This window comes from Bartonella sp. AC10YNML (genome assembly GCF_042196825.1).
GTDB lineage: Bacteria > Pseudomonadota > Alphaproteobacteria > Rhizobiales > Rhizobiaceae > Bartonella.
Map to the genome: position 1 here is coordinate 194063 of NZ_JBHIRA010000001.1, position 16561 is coordinate 210623.

The 16561-nt window shown below is 37.1% G+C and carries 15 protein-coding genes; 8 read left to right on the forward strand and 7 right to left on the reverse strand.

Translation table 11 applies throughout. The annotated features are described in order from the left end of the window. The first annotated feature begins 3 nt into the window (after positions 1-3). Both ACFINA_RS00710 and ACFINA_RS00715 read left to right on the forward strand, forming a co-directional pair. Entirely contained in the window at positions 4-801 is a 798-nt protein-coding gene (locus ACFINA_RS00710; RefSeq protein WP_375606091.1) for a ParA family protein, read from the forward strand. Between the two features lie 40 nt (positions 802-841). Beyond that, the gene (locus ACFINA_RS00715; RefSeq protein ID WP_375607901.1) at positions 842-1738 is read left to right on the forward strand and encodes a ParB/RepB/Spo0J family partition protein; all 897 of its coding nucleotides are present in this window, start codon (positions 842-844) and stop codon (positions 1736-1738) included. A gap of 22 nt (positions 1739-1760) precedes the next feature. Here the strand turns inward: ACFINA_RS00715 and ACFINA_RS00720 are convergent, their stop codons facing one another. The 7 genes from ACFINA_RS00720 to dapF all read right to left on the reverse strand — a co-directional run bounded on the left by ACFINA_RS00720 (position 1761) and on the right by dapF (position 7849). Next, a complete protein-coding gene (locus ACFINA_RS00720; RefSeq protein WP_375606089.1) occupies positions 1761-2228 on the reverse strand; it encodes a hypothetical protein in 468 nt (155 codons plus the stop codon). A 196-nt stretch (positions 2229-2424) separates the two neighbouring features. Beyond that, the gene (locus tag ACFINA_RS00725) at positions 2425-2922 is read right to left on the reverse strand and encodes a hypothetical protein (protein WP_375606088.1); all 498 of its coding nucleotides are present in this window, start codon (positions 2920-2922) and stop codon (positions 2425-2427) included. 2 nt (positions 2923-2924) lie between these two features. Further along, complete coding sequence (gene gloB / locus ACFINA_RS00730; protein WP_375606087.1) at positions 2925-3686, reverse strand: hydroxyacylglutathione hydrolase; 762 nt, start codon at positions 3684-3686, stop codon at positions 2925-2927. Positions 3687-3748: 62 nt separating this feature from the next. After that, positions 3749-4435, reverse strand: coding sequence for a septation protein A (locus ACFINA_RS00735; RefSeq protein WP_375606086.1), 687 nt, complete (start codon positions 4433-4435; stop codon positions 3749-3751). Next, the gene (ftsY, locus tag ACFINA_RS00740; RefSeq protein WP_375614920.1) at positions 4432-5700 is read right to left on the reverse strand and encodes a signal recognition particle-docking protein FtsY; all 1269 of its coding nucleotides are present in this window, start codon (positions 5698-5700) and stop codon (positions 4432-4434) included. Before ftsY ends, ACFINA_RS00735 begins: the two co-directional genes overlap by 4 nt. 14 nt (positions 5701-5714) lie before the next feature. After that, positions 5715-6998, reverse strand: a complete 1284-nt coding sequence (gene mtaB / locus ACFINA_RS00745; RefSeq protein WP_375609976.1) for a tRNA (N(6)-L-threonylcarbamoyladenosine(37)-C(2))-methylthiotransferase MtaB — start codon at positions 6996-6998, stop codon at positions 5715-5717. Continuing rightward, entirely contained in the window at positions 6998-7849 is an 852-nt protein-coding gene (dapF, locus tag ACFINA_RS00750; RefSeq protein WP_375614921.1) for a diaminopimelate epimerase, read from the reverse strand. The genes mtaB and dapF overlap by 1 nt, the downstream gene beginning before the upstream one ends. Positions 7850-8075: 226 nt before the next feature. Here dapF and ACFINA_RS00755 point away from each other — a divergent pair, with 226 nt between their 5' ends. The 6 genes from ACFINA_RS00755 to ACFINA_RS00780 all read left to right on the forward strand — a co-directional run bounded on the left by ACFINA_RS00755 (position 8076) and on the right by ACFINA_RS00780 (position 16534). Continuing rightward, a complete protein-coding gene (locus ACFINA_RS00755; protein WP_375606082.1) occupies positions 8076-8621 on the forward strand; it encodes an AprI/Inh family metalloprotease inhibitor in 546 nt (181 codons plus the stop codon). A 98-nt stretch (positions 8622-8719) separates the two neighbouring features. Further along, positions 8720-9919, forward strand: a complete 1200-nt coding sequence (zapE, locus tag ACFINA_RS00760; protein ID WP_375606081.1) for a cell division protein ZapE — start codon at positions 8720-8722, stop codon at positions 9917-9919. 288 nt (positions 9920-10207) lie between these two features. Then, positions 10208-11170 (forward strand): malate dehydrogenase, encoded by a 963-nt coding sequence (mdh, locus tag ACFINA_RS00765; RefSeq protein ID WP_375606080.1) that lies wholly within the window; start codon positions 10208-10210, stop codon positions 11168-11170. Between the two features lie 91 nt (positions 11171-11261). Beyond that, positions 11262-12458 carry an ADP-forming succinate--CoA ligase subunit beta gene (gene sucC / locus ACFINA_RS00770; protein ID WP_375606079.1) on the forward strand — a complete coding sequence of 399 codons (1197 nt, stop codon included), beginning with the start codon at positions 11262-11264 and terminating at the stop codon, positions 12456-12458. A 3-nt stretch (positions 12459-12461) separates the two neighbouring features. Beyond that, positions 12462-13364 carry a succinate--CoA ligase subunit alpha gene (gene sucD / locus ACFINA_RS00775; RefSeq protein ID WP_375614346.1) on the forward strand — a complete coding sequence of 301 codons (903 nt, stop codon included), beginning with the start codon at positions 12462-12464 and terminating at the stop codon, positions 13362-13364. 170 nt (positions 13365-13534) lie between these two features. Further along, positions 13535-16534, forward strand: a complete 3000-nt coding sequence (locus ACFINA_RS00780) for a 2-oxoglutarate dehydrogenase E1 component (protein WP_375614347.1) — start codon at positions 13535-13537, stop codon at positions 16532-16534. The last annotated feature ends 27 nt before the right edge of the window (positions 16535-16561 follow it).

The following is a 16561-nucleotide window of genomic DNA, read 5'->3' on the forward strand; positions in this document are numbered from 1 at the left end:
AAAATGAGCGAAACACGAATTATCGCTATTGCAAACCAAAAGGGTGGAGTCGGAAAAACAACCACAGCAATTAATCTTGCTACAGCTTTAGCGGCTATTGGTGAAAATGTCCTTATTATGGATGTTGATCCACAAGGTAATGCTAGTACAGGTTTAGGGATTGATCGTAATAGCCGTCCTTTATCTTCTTATGATGTTTTGGTTTCGGGCGTTTCAATTACACAGGCGGCTTTAAAAACAGCCGTACCCAATCTTTATATAGTTCCCTCTACACTTGATCTCTTAGGAGTGGAAATGGAAATTTCTTCATCAAAAGATCGCATACAACGCTTACGTAAAGCTCTCTATGATGATCCGGAAATGGAAAAAAAATTCAATTATGTTTTAATTGATTGTCCTCCTTCCCTTAATCTTTTAACACTTAATGCTATGGGGGCTGCGGATTCTGTTTTAGTGCCTATGCAGTGTGAATTTTTAGCACTTGAAGGTTTAAGTCAATTACTTGAAACAGTAAAACAAGTGCGATCCGTACTTAATCCATCTTTAGAGATCCAAGGTATTGTTCTAACAATGTATGATGGACGTAATAATCTTTCAAATCAAGTTGTTGAAGATGTACGCTCTTTTATGGGAGATAAAGTTTATCGTACTGTTATTCCACGAAATGTAAGAGTATCAGAAGCGCCCTCTTTTGGTAAACCTGTATTGCTTTACGATCTCAAATGTGCTGGAAGTCAAGCTTATTTGCGTCTAGCATCAGAAGTGATTCAACGTGAAAAACAAGCACGCGCTGCTGCTTAGAAATATAAAAAAATAATCTAAAAATTCAAAGAGAAAAATTATGAATGATGATCTCTCAAAAAAAAGACTAGGACGTGGATTAGCGGCATTGATTGGAGATATCAATTTAAACAATAATATTGCACGTTCATCAAGCTTTGATAAATTAAATGAATCCGGTAGTCTTTCTGAGCAATTTATTCCAATTGAATCTATTTCATGTAATCCTCATAATCCTCGGCGTCATTTTACTGAAACAGAGCTTGATAATTTGACACAATCAATTCGTCAACACGGTGTGGTTCAACCGATTATTGTAAGGCCTTTAAGAGATCATCCTCATCGGTTTGAATTGATTGCTGGTGAACGGCGCTGGCGTGCAGCACAACGTGCAAATTTAAACCAATTGCCAGTTATTATTCGCGATGTAGATGATAAAACGGCTTTGGAATTGGCAATTATTGAAAATGTTCAACGTGCAGATCTTAATCCTATCGAAGAAGCAAAGGGATATGAGATGCTTCTAAATGAACATGATTATACGCAAGTAGATTTAGCGCAAGTTATAGGAAAAAGTCGTAGTCATGTTGCAAATACGCTTCGTTTGTTAAAACTTCCAGAAAAAGTACAACAATTCTTAACTGATGGACAACTTTCCGCAGGTCATGCACGTTGTCTTATAACCGTTGATAATCCACAATATTTAGCTGAGAAAATTATTCGTGAAGGGCTTTCTGTACGTCAAACAGAAATACTTGCATATGAGCAAGCTAATCCTAAAACTAAAAAACGTACCAATTCGGAGAAAGATGCTGAAACAAAATCTTTAGAAAAATTACTTGCAGATGTGATAGGAATGAAAGTTATTATTCAACATGGTAAAAAAGGTGGAGATTTAAAAATACATTACTCTTCATTAGAACAATTAGATGAAATTTGTCGGCGTTTACAAAGTTAATCAATTGTTCTAAAAATGTTTTTTAACAGTTATCTTTTAAAATTTTTATTATTCTATACATATGCTCTTTAGCAAATTCTATATTGCTTGAAGGTAAAAAGTTTTTTTCATAAGTAGAATTTTCTTCATTAGTAAGTACATACAATGTCGCTTGAAGTGCTAGGTGAGCAACAACAAAATCTTTCGGTGTTATATTATTTTCTTTTAAAATATTCACAAGTTTTGGATTATTAGAAATATAGGCAGCGTATTTTTCAATATTATCATTATAAGTATTTAAATCACTTTTTTTATTCGTTTGTTCTGGTTTTGAATATAAATTTTTACATTCTATTTTGATTTTTTCCAGCTTTAAAAGAAGATCTTCTGTTAAGGGATAATTTGCAATGAAAGGCGATATAAAAGAAAGCTCATCTATTTCTTGTTTTTTTTCTTGAGCGTATGATGCAAAAGGAAAAATGAAGAAAAAGCACAATAGAAGTTTAAACATGACTAAAATTATCCTTTCTTTTTTGAATTTCAATAAATATTTTTTCGTCTGTTATTCTTTATTTTTAGAAAAACATTTGTTAAATGTAATCGAAATAAACACAATTATTAGGAATGATAAAAACACGGTGATTTTTTAATGCACGGACTTTTTTATTAGATTAATGGGATGATATTTTTTAATGTCTCATAGCTGATTAGTTGCTCAAAATGAGTTTTTCACAGCTATCTAAAAGAATTGTCGCTTTAAAAAAATGTTTTTTAACAAATTCAAGATTGTTTAGAAATATAGTATTTTTCTCAGTAGAATATTCCTTTTCAGGTACAAATATGAGAAGCGTTGATATTTCTTTAAGAGCTAAGGTTCCTGAAGCAAAATCTTTCGGTGTTATATTATTTTCTTTTAAAATATTTACAAGTTTTGGTTTACTAGAAATATAGGTAGTGTAATTTTCAATACTAGAATGGATACTAGAATCATAACTTATAAGATTATTTTTTGTTTCTGGAAGTAAATTTTTACATTCTTTTTCAATTTTTTCCAGCTTTAAAAAAAAATCTTCTGTTAAGGGATAATTTGCGATGAGAGATGATATAAGAGAAGAATTATCTGTTTCCTTTTCCTCTGCCCTTGTTAGTTGAATATGTATCACGAAAAGAAAAAGGAGGAACAAACGTAATACGAACTTAAGCATGGTTAAAAATTATCCTTTCTTCTTCGAATTTCAGCAAAGACTTCTTCATCTGTTTCTTCTTCCATTACAAGGTTTCTTCGCAACACACTATCATCCCAGCGGAGAAAGGGATTTGTTGTTTTTTCTTGCCCTAAAGTGACAGGAAGAGTCATGGCATTTTTTGCGCGCAGTAAAAAAACATCTTCTACTCTTTGCTGGAGTTTTTTATTATGTGGGTCAATTGTTAGCGCGAAAAGAGCGTTATTTTTTGTGTACTCGTGTCCACAATAGAGGAGTGTTTCATCGGGAAGTTTACGAAGTTTTTTTAAAGAATTTAGCATTTGTGCAGCTGTTCCTTCAAAAAGACGTCCACAACCAAGTGAAAAAAGTGTGTCTCCAGCAAACAGTAATTTTTTTTCAGAAAAATAGTAAGATAGCGCTCCTAGCGTATGGCCAGGTGTTGATAGAGCTAAAAGTGTGTGAGAACCAAAAAAAAGTTTCTCATCATGGTGAAGTGTTTGATCAAGATGATGAATCTTTTCTTTTTCTGCTTCTGGTCCAATAATTATAGCATTGTAAACTTGTTTTAATTCTGCTAGGGCTTCTACATGGTCGTGATGATGGTGAGTCACAAAAATAGTGTTAAGTGTCCAATTACGGCGCTTTAAAGCGTTATGAATCGCTTTGCTTTCTGGAGCATCTATTGCGGCTGTCATACCACTTTTTTCATCATGAATGAGCACACCAAAATTATCTTCTCGACAGATAAACTGTTCAATCAGCATGTTTTTTCTCCTGAACAGTGTTTCGCAATGAATCTATAAAATAATTTGTGATGGTAAGTTTTTTAAGAATCAGATTTGTCCTCTTCTGTAAAAAGTCCTTTTGAATGTTTTATAATGATAGGCATTTGGGTAAGCATGAAAAGGACTGTTATAGGCATGACGCCAAAAACTTTGAAACTCGTCCAAAAATTATCGCTAAAATTGCGCCAAATAATTTCATTCAAAAGAGCAAGAAAAATGAAAAAAAATGCCCAACGATAGGTCAATTTTTGCCAGCCTAAATCATCAAGTTTTAAGGTAGAATCAAGAGCATAACGCAAAAGGGGTTTTTTAAAAAACATTCCACCAAAAAGTATCAAAGCAAATAAGCTATTAATGATTGTTGGTTTCATTTTTATGAAAGTTTCATTATGAAGCCAGAGAGTTAAAAAACCAAAAACTAAAACAAATATTCCCGAAATAAGAGGCATAATAGGAATTTGTTTTGCAAGGATCCATGATAAGCTTAGAGAAATAATAATTGCTACCATAAAAATAGCTGTTGCAGGGAAAATAGGCTTGCTAAAATTTTGAAAAAATTCAATGTTTTTTATCAACCATTCTCCTTTATAATTAGCAAAAAAGAAGGCGACCAATGGTCCCATTTCTAAAAGAAACTTAAGTGTTGGTGAAAGGGGCGTTTTTTTATTGTTATTCACATTTTTTTCAGAATTATTATGTGAATTAGGGTTAGATAAAGGCTGTTTCATACATGTTTTCCTGCAATAGTTTCGGCAAAGTCAGAAGCAGAAAAGGGTTGAAGGTCTTCAATATTCTCTCCTATACCGATAAAATAAACGGGTAATTTATATTTTGCTGCGATAGCGACAAGAATTCCTCCTCGTGCTGTTCCATCCAGCTTTGTCATGACCAAACCATTAACACCAGCAATATCACGGAAAATGTCCACTTGGTTGAGTGCATTTTGTCCGGTCGTTGCATCAAGTGTTTGAAGGATTGTATGGGGCGCTTGGGGGGTGTGTTTTCTTAAAACACGAATAATTTTTGCTAACTCATCCATCAATTCAGATTTATTTTGTAAACGTCCTGCTGTATCAATAATTAATACATCACTGTTTGCTTTTTTTGCTTTCTCAAAAGCATCAAAGGCTAAACTTGCAGCATCTGCACCTAATTTTGTAGAAATAACAGGAGAATCAGTACGTTCACCCCAAATATGCAGTTGCTCAATAGCTGCGGCTCGGAAAGTGTCACCGGCTGCAAGCATAACTTTTAATCCCCCTGCTGTTAATTTGGCGGCAAGTTTTCCAATAGTTGTCGTTTTTCCAGTGCCATTTACACCTACTAGCAAAATAACATGAGGCTTATGGCTGAGATCAAGTTCTAATGGTATTGCAACAGGTTCCAGAACTTTTTTGATCTCATCAGCTACAATAGTATGAATGTCATCTGGAGAGAGGTCTTTTCCATAACGACTGGAAGCTAAAGTATTTGTGATGCGCGTTGCCGTTTCTACACCGAGGTCAGCTTGAATCAGAATATCTTCGAGCTCTTGCAGTGTAGCTTCATCAAGTTTTCTTTTAACAAAGAGGTCACTAATTGATCCGCTTAGGCGTTGTGAAGAAAGCGATAGACCTTTTTTAAGGCGTCCAAACCACGCTGTCTTTTTTTGTTCAACAAAGGATTCAGACAAAATTTCTTCATCCTTTTTTTCACGGATGGTGTTTGTGACAATAATTTTTCCATAAGGGGGAATTTTAACAGAAAGGGAAGCTTTATCAGAATGAGATTCTAAAGGTGGAGATTTTTCATCACACTTTGTAGGTGTTGACTTTTTATTTTTTGTTTGTTCTTCTTTTTCTGTATCTATAGAGATTTCGTTGTTTTTTGTTCTTTCATTTTTGTCCTTCTTTTTTTCTATGATATCACTTTTATCAGGAATAGAAATTTGTTCCATTTCCTGCTCTTTAGATTTGTTAAAAGAAAATATTTTTTTTATAAAAGATTTTGTCATAAGAAATTTCCTGTTCAAGCAGCGTTTAATTTTGGAAGGACAGCAATTAATTTATCGCCATCATGGTCAACGATAAGGGCTTGAACAATTGTTCCTGCTTTTACACCTTTAATTTGTACAAGAGTATAATCTTCCGTTCGTCCGATTTCATCTCTTTCAACGAGAATTGTTTGTTGACTGTTTTTTAAATGAGCAAGATGCTTTTGGTAAGCTTCCTCACCTGCTTTACGTAGTCTTTCAGCACGCATTTTCACTATTCTACGGTTGATTTGTGGCATACGTGCGGCAGGTGTTCCTTCTCTTGGACTAAAGGGAAAGACATGTAGGTGGGTTAAATTACACTCTTTAATCAAAGCAAGACTGTTTTGAAACATCTCTTCTGTTTCGGTAGGAAAACCAGCAATTAAGTCGGCACCATAAACCATTGTAGGACGTTTGGCATGCAATTCTTGGCAAAATTGAATGGCATGTTCACGCAAATGCCGTCGTTTCATCCGTTTTAAAATCATATTATCACCTGCTTGCAAAGATAAATGCAAATGGGGCATGATTCTTTTTTCATAGGCTAAAAGATTTATGAGTTCTTCATCTGCTTCAATAGAGTCAATAGATGAGAGGCGTAATCGCGCTAAGTCAGGAATATGATGCAAAATAGCTGAAGTTAATTTTCCTAGAGTAGCTTTTCCAGGAAGATCGTGGCCATAACTTGTAAGGTCAACACCTGTAAGGACCACTTCTTGAATACCCACATCTGTCAGCTTTTTAATTTGTTCTATGACAGCACCCATGGGAACTGAACGAGATGGTCCACGTCCATAAGGAATAATGCAAAATGTACAGCGGTGATCGCATCCGTTTTGTACCTGTACAAAAGCGCGGGTACGTTCTTGCATTGCACTAACCATATGTGGAGCAATTTTTTTCACTTCCATGATATCATTGATACGCACCTTTTCGGTATGGTTAATACCAAAATCAGGAAGTTGACGATAAGAATGGGCGTGAAGTTTATCTTCGTTTCCTAAAACGAGATCCACTTCTGTCATTGAGGCAAAATTTTGTGCTTCTGTTTGGGCTGCACATCCTGTTACAATGATGCGCGCATGAGGATTTTCACGTCGCGCTTTGCGGATAGCTTGTTTTGCTTGTCGTACGGCTTCGGCAGTGACAGCGCAGGTATTAAAAATAATAGCACCATCTTTAAGCTGGTTTAGCCCTGAAGAAGTGCTCTCTTTGCGAATTATTTCCGATTCGTAGCTATTGAGTCGACAACCAAAAGTTACAATTTCTACTGCCATCAGGAGTGATCCTTTTTGTAGCACCCTGTTAAAGGGCTTAAAAAACCACTAAATTGATATTTTATTGGTCCTGTCATGATAATATGATTGTCTTCTCGGTAAAAAATATTAAGAGCTCCCTTTGGTAAATTCACATCAACATGGCGCTCTGTAAGTCCACGACGATAAGCAGCCACAGCACTTGCACAAGCAGCACTCCCACATGCTTGTGTTAATCCTGCCCCTCTCTCCCATGTGCGTAAATTTAGACTTTTCTTTGACGTTATGCAAGCAATGGAAATATTGCACCGTTCGGGAAACAGGGGATCATGTTCAAGTTTTGGTCCATATTTTTCTAAAGGAAAATGTTGAATATCATTTTCAATAAAAAAGATAGCATGGAGATTGCCAATGGATATAAGGCAAGCATCTTTTAGAGGACCAGCCGTAATTTCTACGTGATTGGTATCAACTATTTCACGTGAAACAGGCATCTCTTTTGCATTGAAATTTGGGCATCCCATATCAACAGAGATAAGATCGCCGGTTTGGCGTTTTCCTTCAATAATGCCAGCAGGAGTTTCTAAACGAAAATTTTCACCAAAATTACGGTCTGTGAGCCATGCAATAACACAGCGGGTACCATTGCCACAAGCTTTAGCTTTTGAACCATCAGCATTCCATATTTCGATGCGGAAGTCGGCTTTTTTCTGGGTTGGTGTGTGGATAGCCATGATTTGATCAAAATGCATTTCGGGATCTACCGATAAAGCAAGGATTGCTTGTGGTGTAAAAGCATGTGCGCTTTCACGCATATCCGCAACAATAATTTGATTTCCAAGACCGTCCATTTTGCTAAATGGCGTTTTCATGAAACTTCTCTATTTCTAATGATTACTTAATTAAGGGATATATGACTGAAAATCTTATAAATTTCTAGTGTTTAATAAATATAAAATTGGGTATATAAATTATTTCATTTAAAATAAGTAATTTAAATCCTGTTTTTTTTCATTTGTTAATTTATCTTTGTAACTATAACAAATATTCACTTGATTTTTTATAAGCTTATTTATTGCTGTGGGAGAGAGTACAGACATGGCGTTTTCAAAAGTTTCGTTTTTCGTTGCACTATCAACTGTAATGTTTTTAGGGGGATGTTCAACAACACGGTTTGATGGTAATGACGATGGTAACGCATTAGAAGTTTTTTATCCATCTCAACAAATGACAATATTAGAAGCGTCTGATCTGTCGTCCACTTCTTCCTCGATATCTGAAGATGCAAACGCTCCGATGTATGAAAAAGGAGATTCTCAGAGCGATGGACGAATGGCTAGTCTCGAATTGCCAAGCAATGCCACTGATTTATTTCCTGCAAGTATTGCTGGGGTATGGAATCTTTCTATGGGAGGAAAAGTTTGCCGGATTGCAACTCCACAAACAAAGTTTGGACAAGGGTACCGTGCTGGTCCTTTACACTGTCCAGGAATTGCTTCCCAAGTGAGATCGTGGGCTGTTAAAGGAAAAAGATTATATTTTTATAATAACTCTGGACGTGTTATCCTCGTTTTTTATTCTTCAAATGTTGATCGTTTTGAGGGACGCACACTTGATGATCATCCCGTTATTTTAAGTCGTTAAATCATTTTTGACCGTTTATGAAAAAGTAAGTTATAGAAACAGATTCGTGAAAAAAATTTGTATTTTTCATTGAGAACGGTTTGAAAAAGGTTGTTTGGATGATTCTCGTTTCAACACGCTATAAGGAGTTGGTCTCTAAAGGAGAAGTTTGTTTTGATCCAGCTCAATTAGTTTTAACAGAGCATTTTGATCATTTATTAAAAAAAATTGAGGAACAAAATGTTTCTCGTCCTTGGTTTTTGGTATTTTTGTCTTTTTTAAAAAGAATACTTAAAAGGAAAAAACAAAATATTGCTCGTGTTGCAAAACAAGGGGCTGAAAATGGATCTTTTCAGGGGCTGTATATTTATGGTGAAGTAGGACGGGGCAAAACCATGCTGATGGATTTGTTCTTTTCTTGTTTGCCGAAAGGTCATAAAAAGCGCGCCCATTTTAATGACTTTATGGCTGATGTGCATGAGCGCATTAATTTGTATCGTCAAGCATCTGGGCATACAAAATCTAAACAGGATAATCCTATTTTAGCTGTTGCTGAAGATCTTGCACGAGAAACAAAGGTGCTTTGTTTTGATGAATTTAGTGTAACAGATATCGCTGATGCTATGGTGTTGGGGCGGCTTATTTCTGCTTTGTTTGATAAAGGAATTTTCTTTATTGCAACTTCAAATGTGGCGCCCGATAACCTTTATTATAACGGTTTAAATCGCGAACTCTTTTTGCCTTTTATTCAAGTTTTGAAAGCATATGTTCGTGTTGTTAATCTTGATGCAAAAACAGATTATCGTCTTGAAAAATCAAATCTACAGCCCGTGTATGTAACACCTTTAGGGAAAAAAGCAGATGAATGCATGGATAAAGCATGGGCACTTGTATTGCAAGGAAATAAGGAGATATCTGATGAGTTTTCTATAAAAGGGCGCCTTATTCCTATTCCGCGTTTTGGTGCTGGATGTGCACGCTTTGATTATCGAGATTTGTGTGTACAGCCTTTGGCCGCGGCTGAGTATTTGGTATTAGGCGAGCGTTATCATACGATTTTTATCGATAATGTACCGGTTATGGATGATACATGTCGCAATGAAACAAAACGGTTTATTTTGCTCATTGATACTCTTTATGAGCGCCACATACGATTATTTATGTCTGCAGCAGCAGATGTGGAGCATTTGTATAAGGGGCATGCGCAGATCACGGAAACATTTGAGTTTCAAAGAACACAGTCACGTCTTTTTGAAATGCAAAGTCACGATTATTTGAAACTTTGGGAAGAACATTTTCTTTTGAAGAAGAAGCATTGATTATACTTTTACCTTTACGTAAACTGTAAAAATAATAACTCTTTGAAATTAAAGATATGCAATAATTCTGTTGTATTTTTTTTAAATTCACTTTATCGATACATCATGATAATTTTCTAATAGTTGTTTGTGCGGAGGGTTATTGTTTTTGTGAAGAGAGAAATTTGTAAATTTCATTGCTTTACTCCTTTTTATGATATTGTTTAAATATGGTTGAAGTCAAAAATATTCAGTATACGGACGCAAATGAGTGTGCGCTGGATTGTCTAAAAGTTAGGAAAAAATAAAATGGCACGAAAAAAAATAGCTCTCATTGGTTCAGGTATGATTGGTGGTACTTTGGCACATATTATTGGGCTTAAAGAGCTTGGTGATGTTATCTTATTTGATATTGCAGAAGGTGTACCACAGGGTAAAGCTCTTGATATTGCTGAGTCTTCACCTGTTGATGGTTTCGATGTTCATTTAAAAGGGGCAAATGCCTATGATGCAATTGAAGGTGCTGATGTTGTTATTGTAACAGCAGGGGTTGCACGGAAACCTGGTATGAGCCGTGATGATCTTTTGGGTGTTAATCTAAAAGTTATGGAACAAGTTGGTGCTGGAATTAAAAAATATGCACCTTCAGCTTTTGTTATTTGTGTTACAAATCCCCTTGATGTAATGGTATGGGCATTGCAGAAATTTTCAGCTCTTCCAGTGCATAAAGTGGTTGGTATGGCTGGTGTTCTGGATTCAGCGCGTTTTCGTTACTTTTTATCTGAAGAACTTAAAGTCTCTGTCAAAGATGTGACAGCTTTTGTTTTAGGTGGGCATGGTGATTCAATGGTGCCTTTGGTGCGTTATTCAACAGTTGGTGGTATTTCTTTGCCTGATCTTGTTAAAATGGGTTGGACAACACAGGAAAGAATTGATCAAATTATTCAACGTACCCGTGATGGTGGTGCAGAGATTGTTAGTTTGTTAAAAACAGGTTCTGCTTATTATGCACCAGCAGCTTCTGCTGTTTCTATGGCTGAGGCCTACCTAAAGGATACTAAGCGTGTTATGCCTGTTGCAGCCTATCTTTCAGGGGAATATGGGGTTAATGATACCTATGTTGGGGTACCTGTTGTACTTGGTGCAGGTGGTGTTGAACGAGTCATTGAAATTGATCTTGATAAAGAAGAAAGAGGTGCTTTTGATTATTCAGTAAATGCGGTTAAAAAGCTTTGTGAAGCTTGTATTGCTCTTGTGCCTAGCCTCAAGTAAATTGAACAGGATTTTGTTCATTAAAATTAAAGTATTTAGAATATTATAACTTTAGGACTAATAATAATCCATAAAAGAAAAGGACAAATGCATGAATATCCATGAGTATCAGGCCAAACGTCTGCTTCATGAATATGGAGCACCAATTGCAAATGGTGTCGCTGTTTATTCTGTAGAGCAAGCTGAAAAATGGGCGGAAAAATTACCCGGATCTCTCTATGTGGTTAAAAGTCAGATACACGCTGGTGGTCGTGGTAAGGGTAAGTTTAAAGAACTTGGTCCTGATGCAAAGGGTGGTGTTAGGCTTGCAAAATCTGTTGAAGAAGTTGTTGCAAATGTTCAAGAAATGCTTGGAAAAACTTTGGTAACCAAACAAACTGGTCCAGAGGGTAAGCAGGTCAACCGCCTTTATATTGAAGATGGTGCCGATATTGAACGGGAGCTTTATCTTTCACTTTTGGTTGACCGTAGCGTTGGTCGAATTGCTTTTGTTGTTTCAACAGAAGGTGGAATGGATATTGAAACGGTTGCTGAAGAGACACCAGAAAAAATATTCACACTTCCCATTGATGCTGTAGAGGGTGTTACTTCTGCTGATAGTGCAAGACTTTGTGATGCGTTGGAACTACAAAGTAGTGCGCGAGAAGATGGTGAAAAGCTTTTTCCGATTCTCTATAAGGCATTTTGTGAAAAAGATATGAGCCTTTTAGAAATCAATCCGCTTATTGTGATGAAAGATGGTCACTTGCGCGTTCTTGATGCAAAAGTTTCTTTTGATAATAATGCTCTGTTTCGTCATCCAGATATTTTAGAATTGCGCGATCTTTCAGAAGAAGATCCAAAGGAAATAGAAGCATCAAAGCATGATCTTGCTTATGTTGCTCTTGAGGGTACGATTGGTTGCATGGTTAATGGTGCTGGGCTTGCTATGGCAACAATGGATATCATTAAGCTTTATGGAGCAGAGCCAGCGAATTTTTTGGATGTTGGTGGTGGAGCATCAAAAGAAAAAGTGACAGCTGCTTTTAAAATTATTACGGCCGATCCGAATGTTAAGGGCATTTTGGTTAACATTTTTGGTGGTATTATGCGTTGTGATGTCATTGCTGAAGGTGTGGTTGCTGCTGTTCGTGAGGTTGGTTTAAAGGTTCCCTTGGTTGTTCGTCTTGAAGGTACTAATGTTGAGCAAGGTAAAGCAATTATCAATGAGAGTGGTTTGAATGTTATTCCTGCTGATGATTTAGATGATGCTGCCCAAAAAATTGTTGCAGCCGTGAAGGGAGCTTAAGTTATGTCGATTCTTGTGAATAAAGAGACAAAAGTTCTCGTTCAAGGGCTTACAGGAAAAACAGGAACATTTCATACAGAACAGGCGCTTGCTTATCATGGTACGCAAATGGTTGGTGGCGTTAATCCTAAAAAGGGTGGAGAAACATGGGAGGGTTCAAAAGGCGAAACTCTTCCTATTTTTGCTAATGTTGCAGAAGCAAAAGAAAAAACAGGCGCGGATGCTTCTGTTATTTATGTTCCTCCTGCAGGGGCTGCGGCAGCTATTATAGAGGCTATTGAAGCTGAAATTCGTTTAATTATCTGTATTACGGAAGGTATTCCCGTTATGGATATGGTGAAAGTAAAGGCGCGATTAGAAAACTCAAAGTCGCGTCTTGTTGGTCCTAATTGTCCCGGTATTCTTACACCAAATGAATGTAAAATTGGTATTATGCCTGGTTCTATTTTTAGAAAAGGTTCTGTTGGCGTTGTCTCGAGGTCGGGAACTTTAACTTATGAAGCCGTTTTTCAAACGAGTCAGGAAGGTCTCGGACAAACAACTGCTATAGGGATTGGTGGCGATCCTGTTAAGGGTACTGAATTTATTGATGTGTTGGAAATGTTTTTAGCGGATGATGAAACCGAGTCTATTGTTATGATTGGTGAGATTGGTGGTTCTGCTGAAGAAGAAGCAGCACAGTTTCTGCAAGATGAAGCAAGAAAAGGTCGTAAAAAGCCAGTTGTTGGCTTTATTGCTGGCCGTACGGCTCCTCCAGGACGCACAATGGGACATGCTGGTGCTGTTATTTCTGGTGGTAAAGGTGGAGCAGAAGATAAAATTGCGGCAATGGAATCAGCAGGGATTCGTGTGTCTTCTTCGCCATCACAGATAGGTAAGACTTTGATGTCAGTTTTGAAAGGCTAAAAGAAAGTTTCACCTGAATAAGAAAAGGTTCTTAGATTCAGGTGAAAAAGCTTGAGTATAAATAAGGTAAAACTTTTTTGAATGTTCGATCACTGCTTGTTTGTAAGCATTTAAAGATCAAAAAGAGATATGAGATATAAGGAGACGGAATAAATGTTCCGGAGAAGTATATGGCAAGGCAGGACGAAATAAATAGCCTTTTTGCACAGACATCATTTCTTTATGGTGGGAATGCGGATTATATAGATCAACTTTATGCTCAATATGAAAAAGATCCTACCAGTGTTGATTCACAGTGGCGTGCTTTTTTTGAAGGACTTCATGATAACAAAGAAGATGTTCTTAAAAATGCTGAAGGAGCAACATGGCAGCGTGATCATTGGCCATTAAAAGCAGAGGGTGAATTGATTTCTGCTCTTGATGGTGATTGGTCTTCTCTTGAAAAATATTTTGGCGATAAATTAAAGGAAAAAGCAATAACAGGTGTTGCACAAAATGGAAAAACTTCCAGTGAACAAGATATTATTCGTGCAACACGTGATTCTGTTCATGCAATTATGATGATTCGTGCGTTTCGAGAACGGGGACATCTTCATGCACAACTTGACCCTCTTCAATTGGCCGAAAAACAAGAAGATTATAAAGAACTTTCTCCAGAAGCTTATGGTTTTACTCCAGCTGATTACGAGCGTCCCATTTTTATTGATAATGTTTTAGGGTTGGAATATGCAACTATTCCGCAAATGCTTGAGATTCTCAATCGTACCTATTGTTCAACAATCGGTGTGGAATATATGCATGTTTCTGATCCGGTTCAGAAAGTATGGCTTCAAGAACGCATTGAAGGGCGAGATAAAAAAAATTCTTTCACACAACAAGACAAGAAAGCTATTCTGAATAAGCTTATTCAGGCAGAGGGATTCGAACAGTTTTTAGACACTAAATATAAAGGTACAAAGCGTTTTGGACTCGATGGTGGTGAGGCGCTGATTCCCGCTCTTGAACAGATTATCAAATGTGGTAGTGCTTTGGGGGTTAGGGAAGTTATTTTAGGAATGGCACATCGTGGTCGTTTAAATGTTCTTTCACAAGTTCTTGCCAAACCGCATAGGGCTATTTTTCATGAATTCAAAGGGGGATCTTACAAGCCTGATGATGTGGAGGGATCCGGTGATGTCAAATATCATTTGGGAACTACCGCTGATCTGGACTTTGATGGTAAAAAAGTTCATTTATCGCTGTTGGCCAATCCATCTCATCTTGAGATTGTTGATCCGGTTGTTATGGGAAAAGCACGTGCTAAACAAGATCAACTTATGGGACCTGCGCATACTGATTTACTCCCATTAAGTGAGCGTTCAAAAGTGATGCCATTGCTTATTCATGGTGATGCTGCTTTTGCAGGACAAGGCGTTATCCAAGAAACTTTTGGTCTTTCAGGTCTTAAAGGTTATCGTGTTGCGGGCTCACTTCATGTTATTATCAATAACCAGATTGGTTTTACAACATCCCCACGTTTTTCACGTTCTTCGCCTTATCCATCAGATGTCGCAAAAATGATTGACGCACCAATTTTCCATGTGAATGGTGATGATCCTGAGGCAGTTGTTTTTGTTGCCAAAATAGCAACAGAGTTTCGCCAAATTTTTCATAAACCAGTGGTTATTGATATGTTTTGTTATCGCCGTTATGGGCATAATGAAGGTGATGAACCTTCCTTTACGCAGCCGCTTATGTATAAAGCAATACGTAATCATAAAACAACACTTCAACTTTATAGTGACCAATTGGTAGAAGAAGGAATGGTTACTTCAGAAGAGATTGAGCAACAAAAAAAATTATGGCGCGATAAGCTTGAAGGTGAACTTGAAGCAAGTGCTTCTTACAAACCTAATAAGGCTGATTGGCTTGATGGAAGCTGGACGGGACTCAAGGCTTTTAGTAGTTCTGATGAGCAGCATTCTAGAACAACTGGTGTTGAATTAAAAACTTTAAAGGAAATTGGTCAGAAAATTGTTGAAATTCCAGCAGATTTTCACGTTCACAAAACCATTCAACGTTTTTTAAATAATCGTGCTAAAATTTTTGAAACCGGTGAGGGTGTTGACTGGGCAACTGCTGAAGCTTTAGCTTTTGGTTCACTTTGTTTGGAAGGAGCACCGGTTCGTCTTTCCGGTGAAGATGTTGAGCGAGGAACTTTTTCACAACGTCATTCAGTTCTTTATGACCAAGAAAATGAGGCGCGTTATATTCCTTTGAATCATTTACAAAAGGGGCAAGCACTTTATGACGTTGTTAATTCTATGCTTTCTGAAGAAGCTGTTCTTGGTTTTGAATATGGATATTCTCTTGCTGAACCACGAGGATTAACACTTTGGGAAGCACAATTTGGTGATTTTTCTAATGGTGCACAGGTCATTTTTGATCAATTTATTTCATCCGCAGAGCGTAAGTGGCTTCGTATGTCTGGTCTTGTGTGTTTATTGCCTCATGGTTTTGAAGGGCAAGGGCCGGAGCATTCTTCTGCACGTTTAGAACGGTTTCTTCAACTTTGTGCGGAAGATAATATGCAGGTTGCTAATTGTACAACCCCTGCAAATTATTTTCATATTTTGCGTCGACAAATTAAGCGTGATTTCCGTAAGCCATTGATTTTGATGACACCGAAATCACTTTTACGTCATAAGCGAGCTGTTTCTCTTCTCAATGAAATGGGGCCAGAAACAAGTTTTTGTCGTGTGTTACTTGATGATGCAGAATGTCTCAAAGATTCTGTCATTAAGTTGCAAAAAGATAATAAGATTCGCCGTGTCGTTCTTTGTACTGGTAAGGTTTATTACGACCTTTATGAAGAACGTGAAAAAAAGGGTATTGATGATGTTTATCTCCTTCGTATTGAACAGCTTTATCCTTTCCCTGCAAAAGTTTTGGTGAATGTGTTGTCGCGCTTTTTGCAGGCGGAAGTTTTTTGGTGCCAAGAGGAACCAAAAAACATGGGGGCTTGGTCATTTATTGAGCCTTATTTGGAATGGGTTTTGACGCATATTAATGCGCAATATTCACGTGCTCGTTATGCAGGACGTCCTGCGAGTGCGTCACCGGCCTCTGGGTTAATGGTGAAACACCTTGAACAACTGGCTGCGTTTCTTAAAGACGCGTTAGGTTCTTAATTTATTACTACTCTGATGTATGGAAAA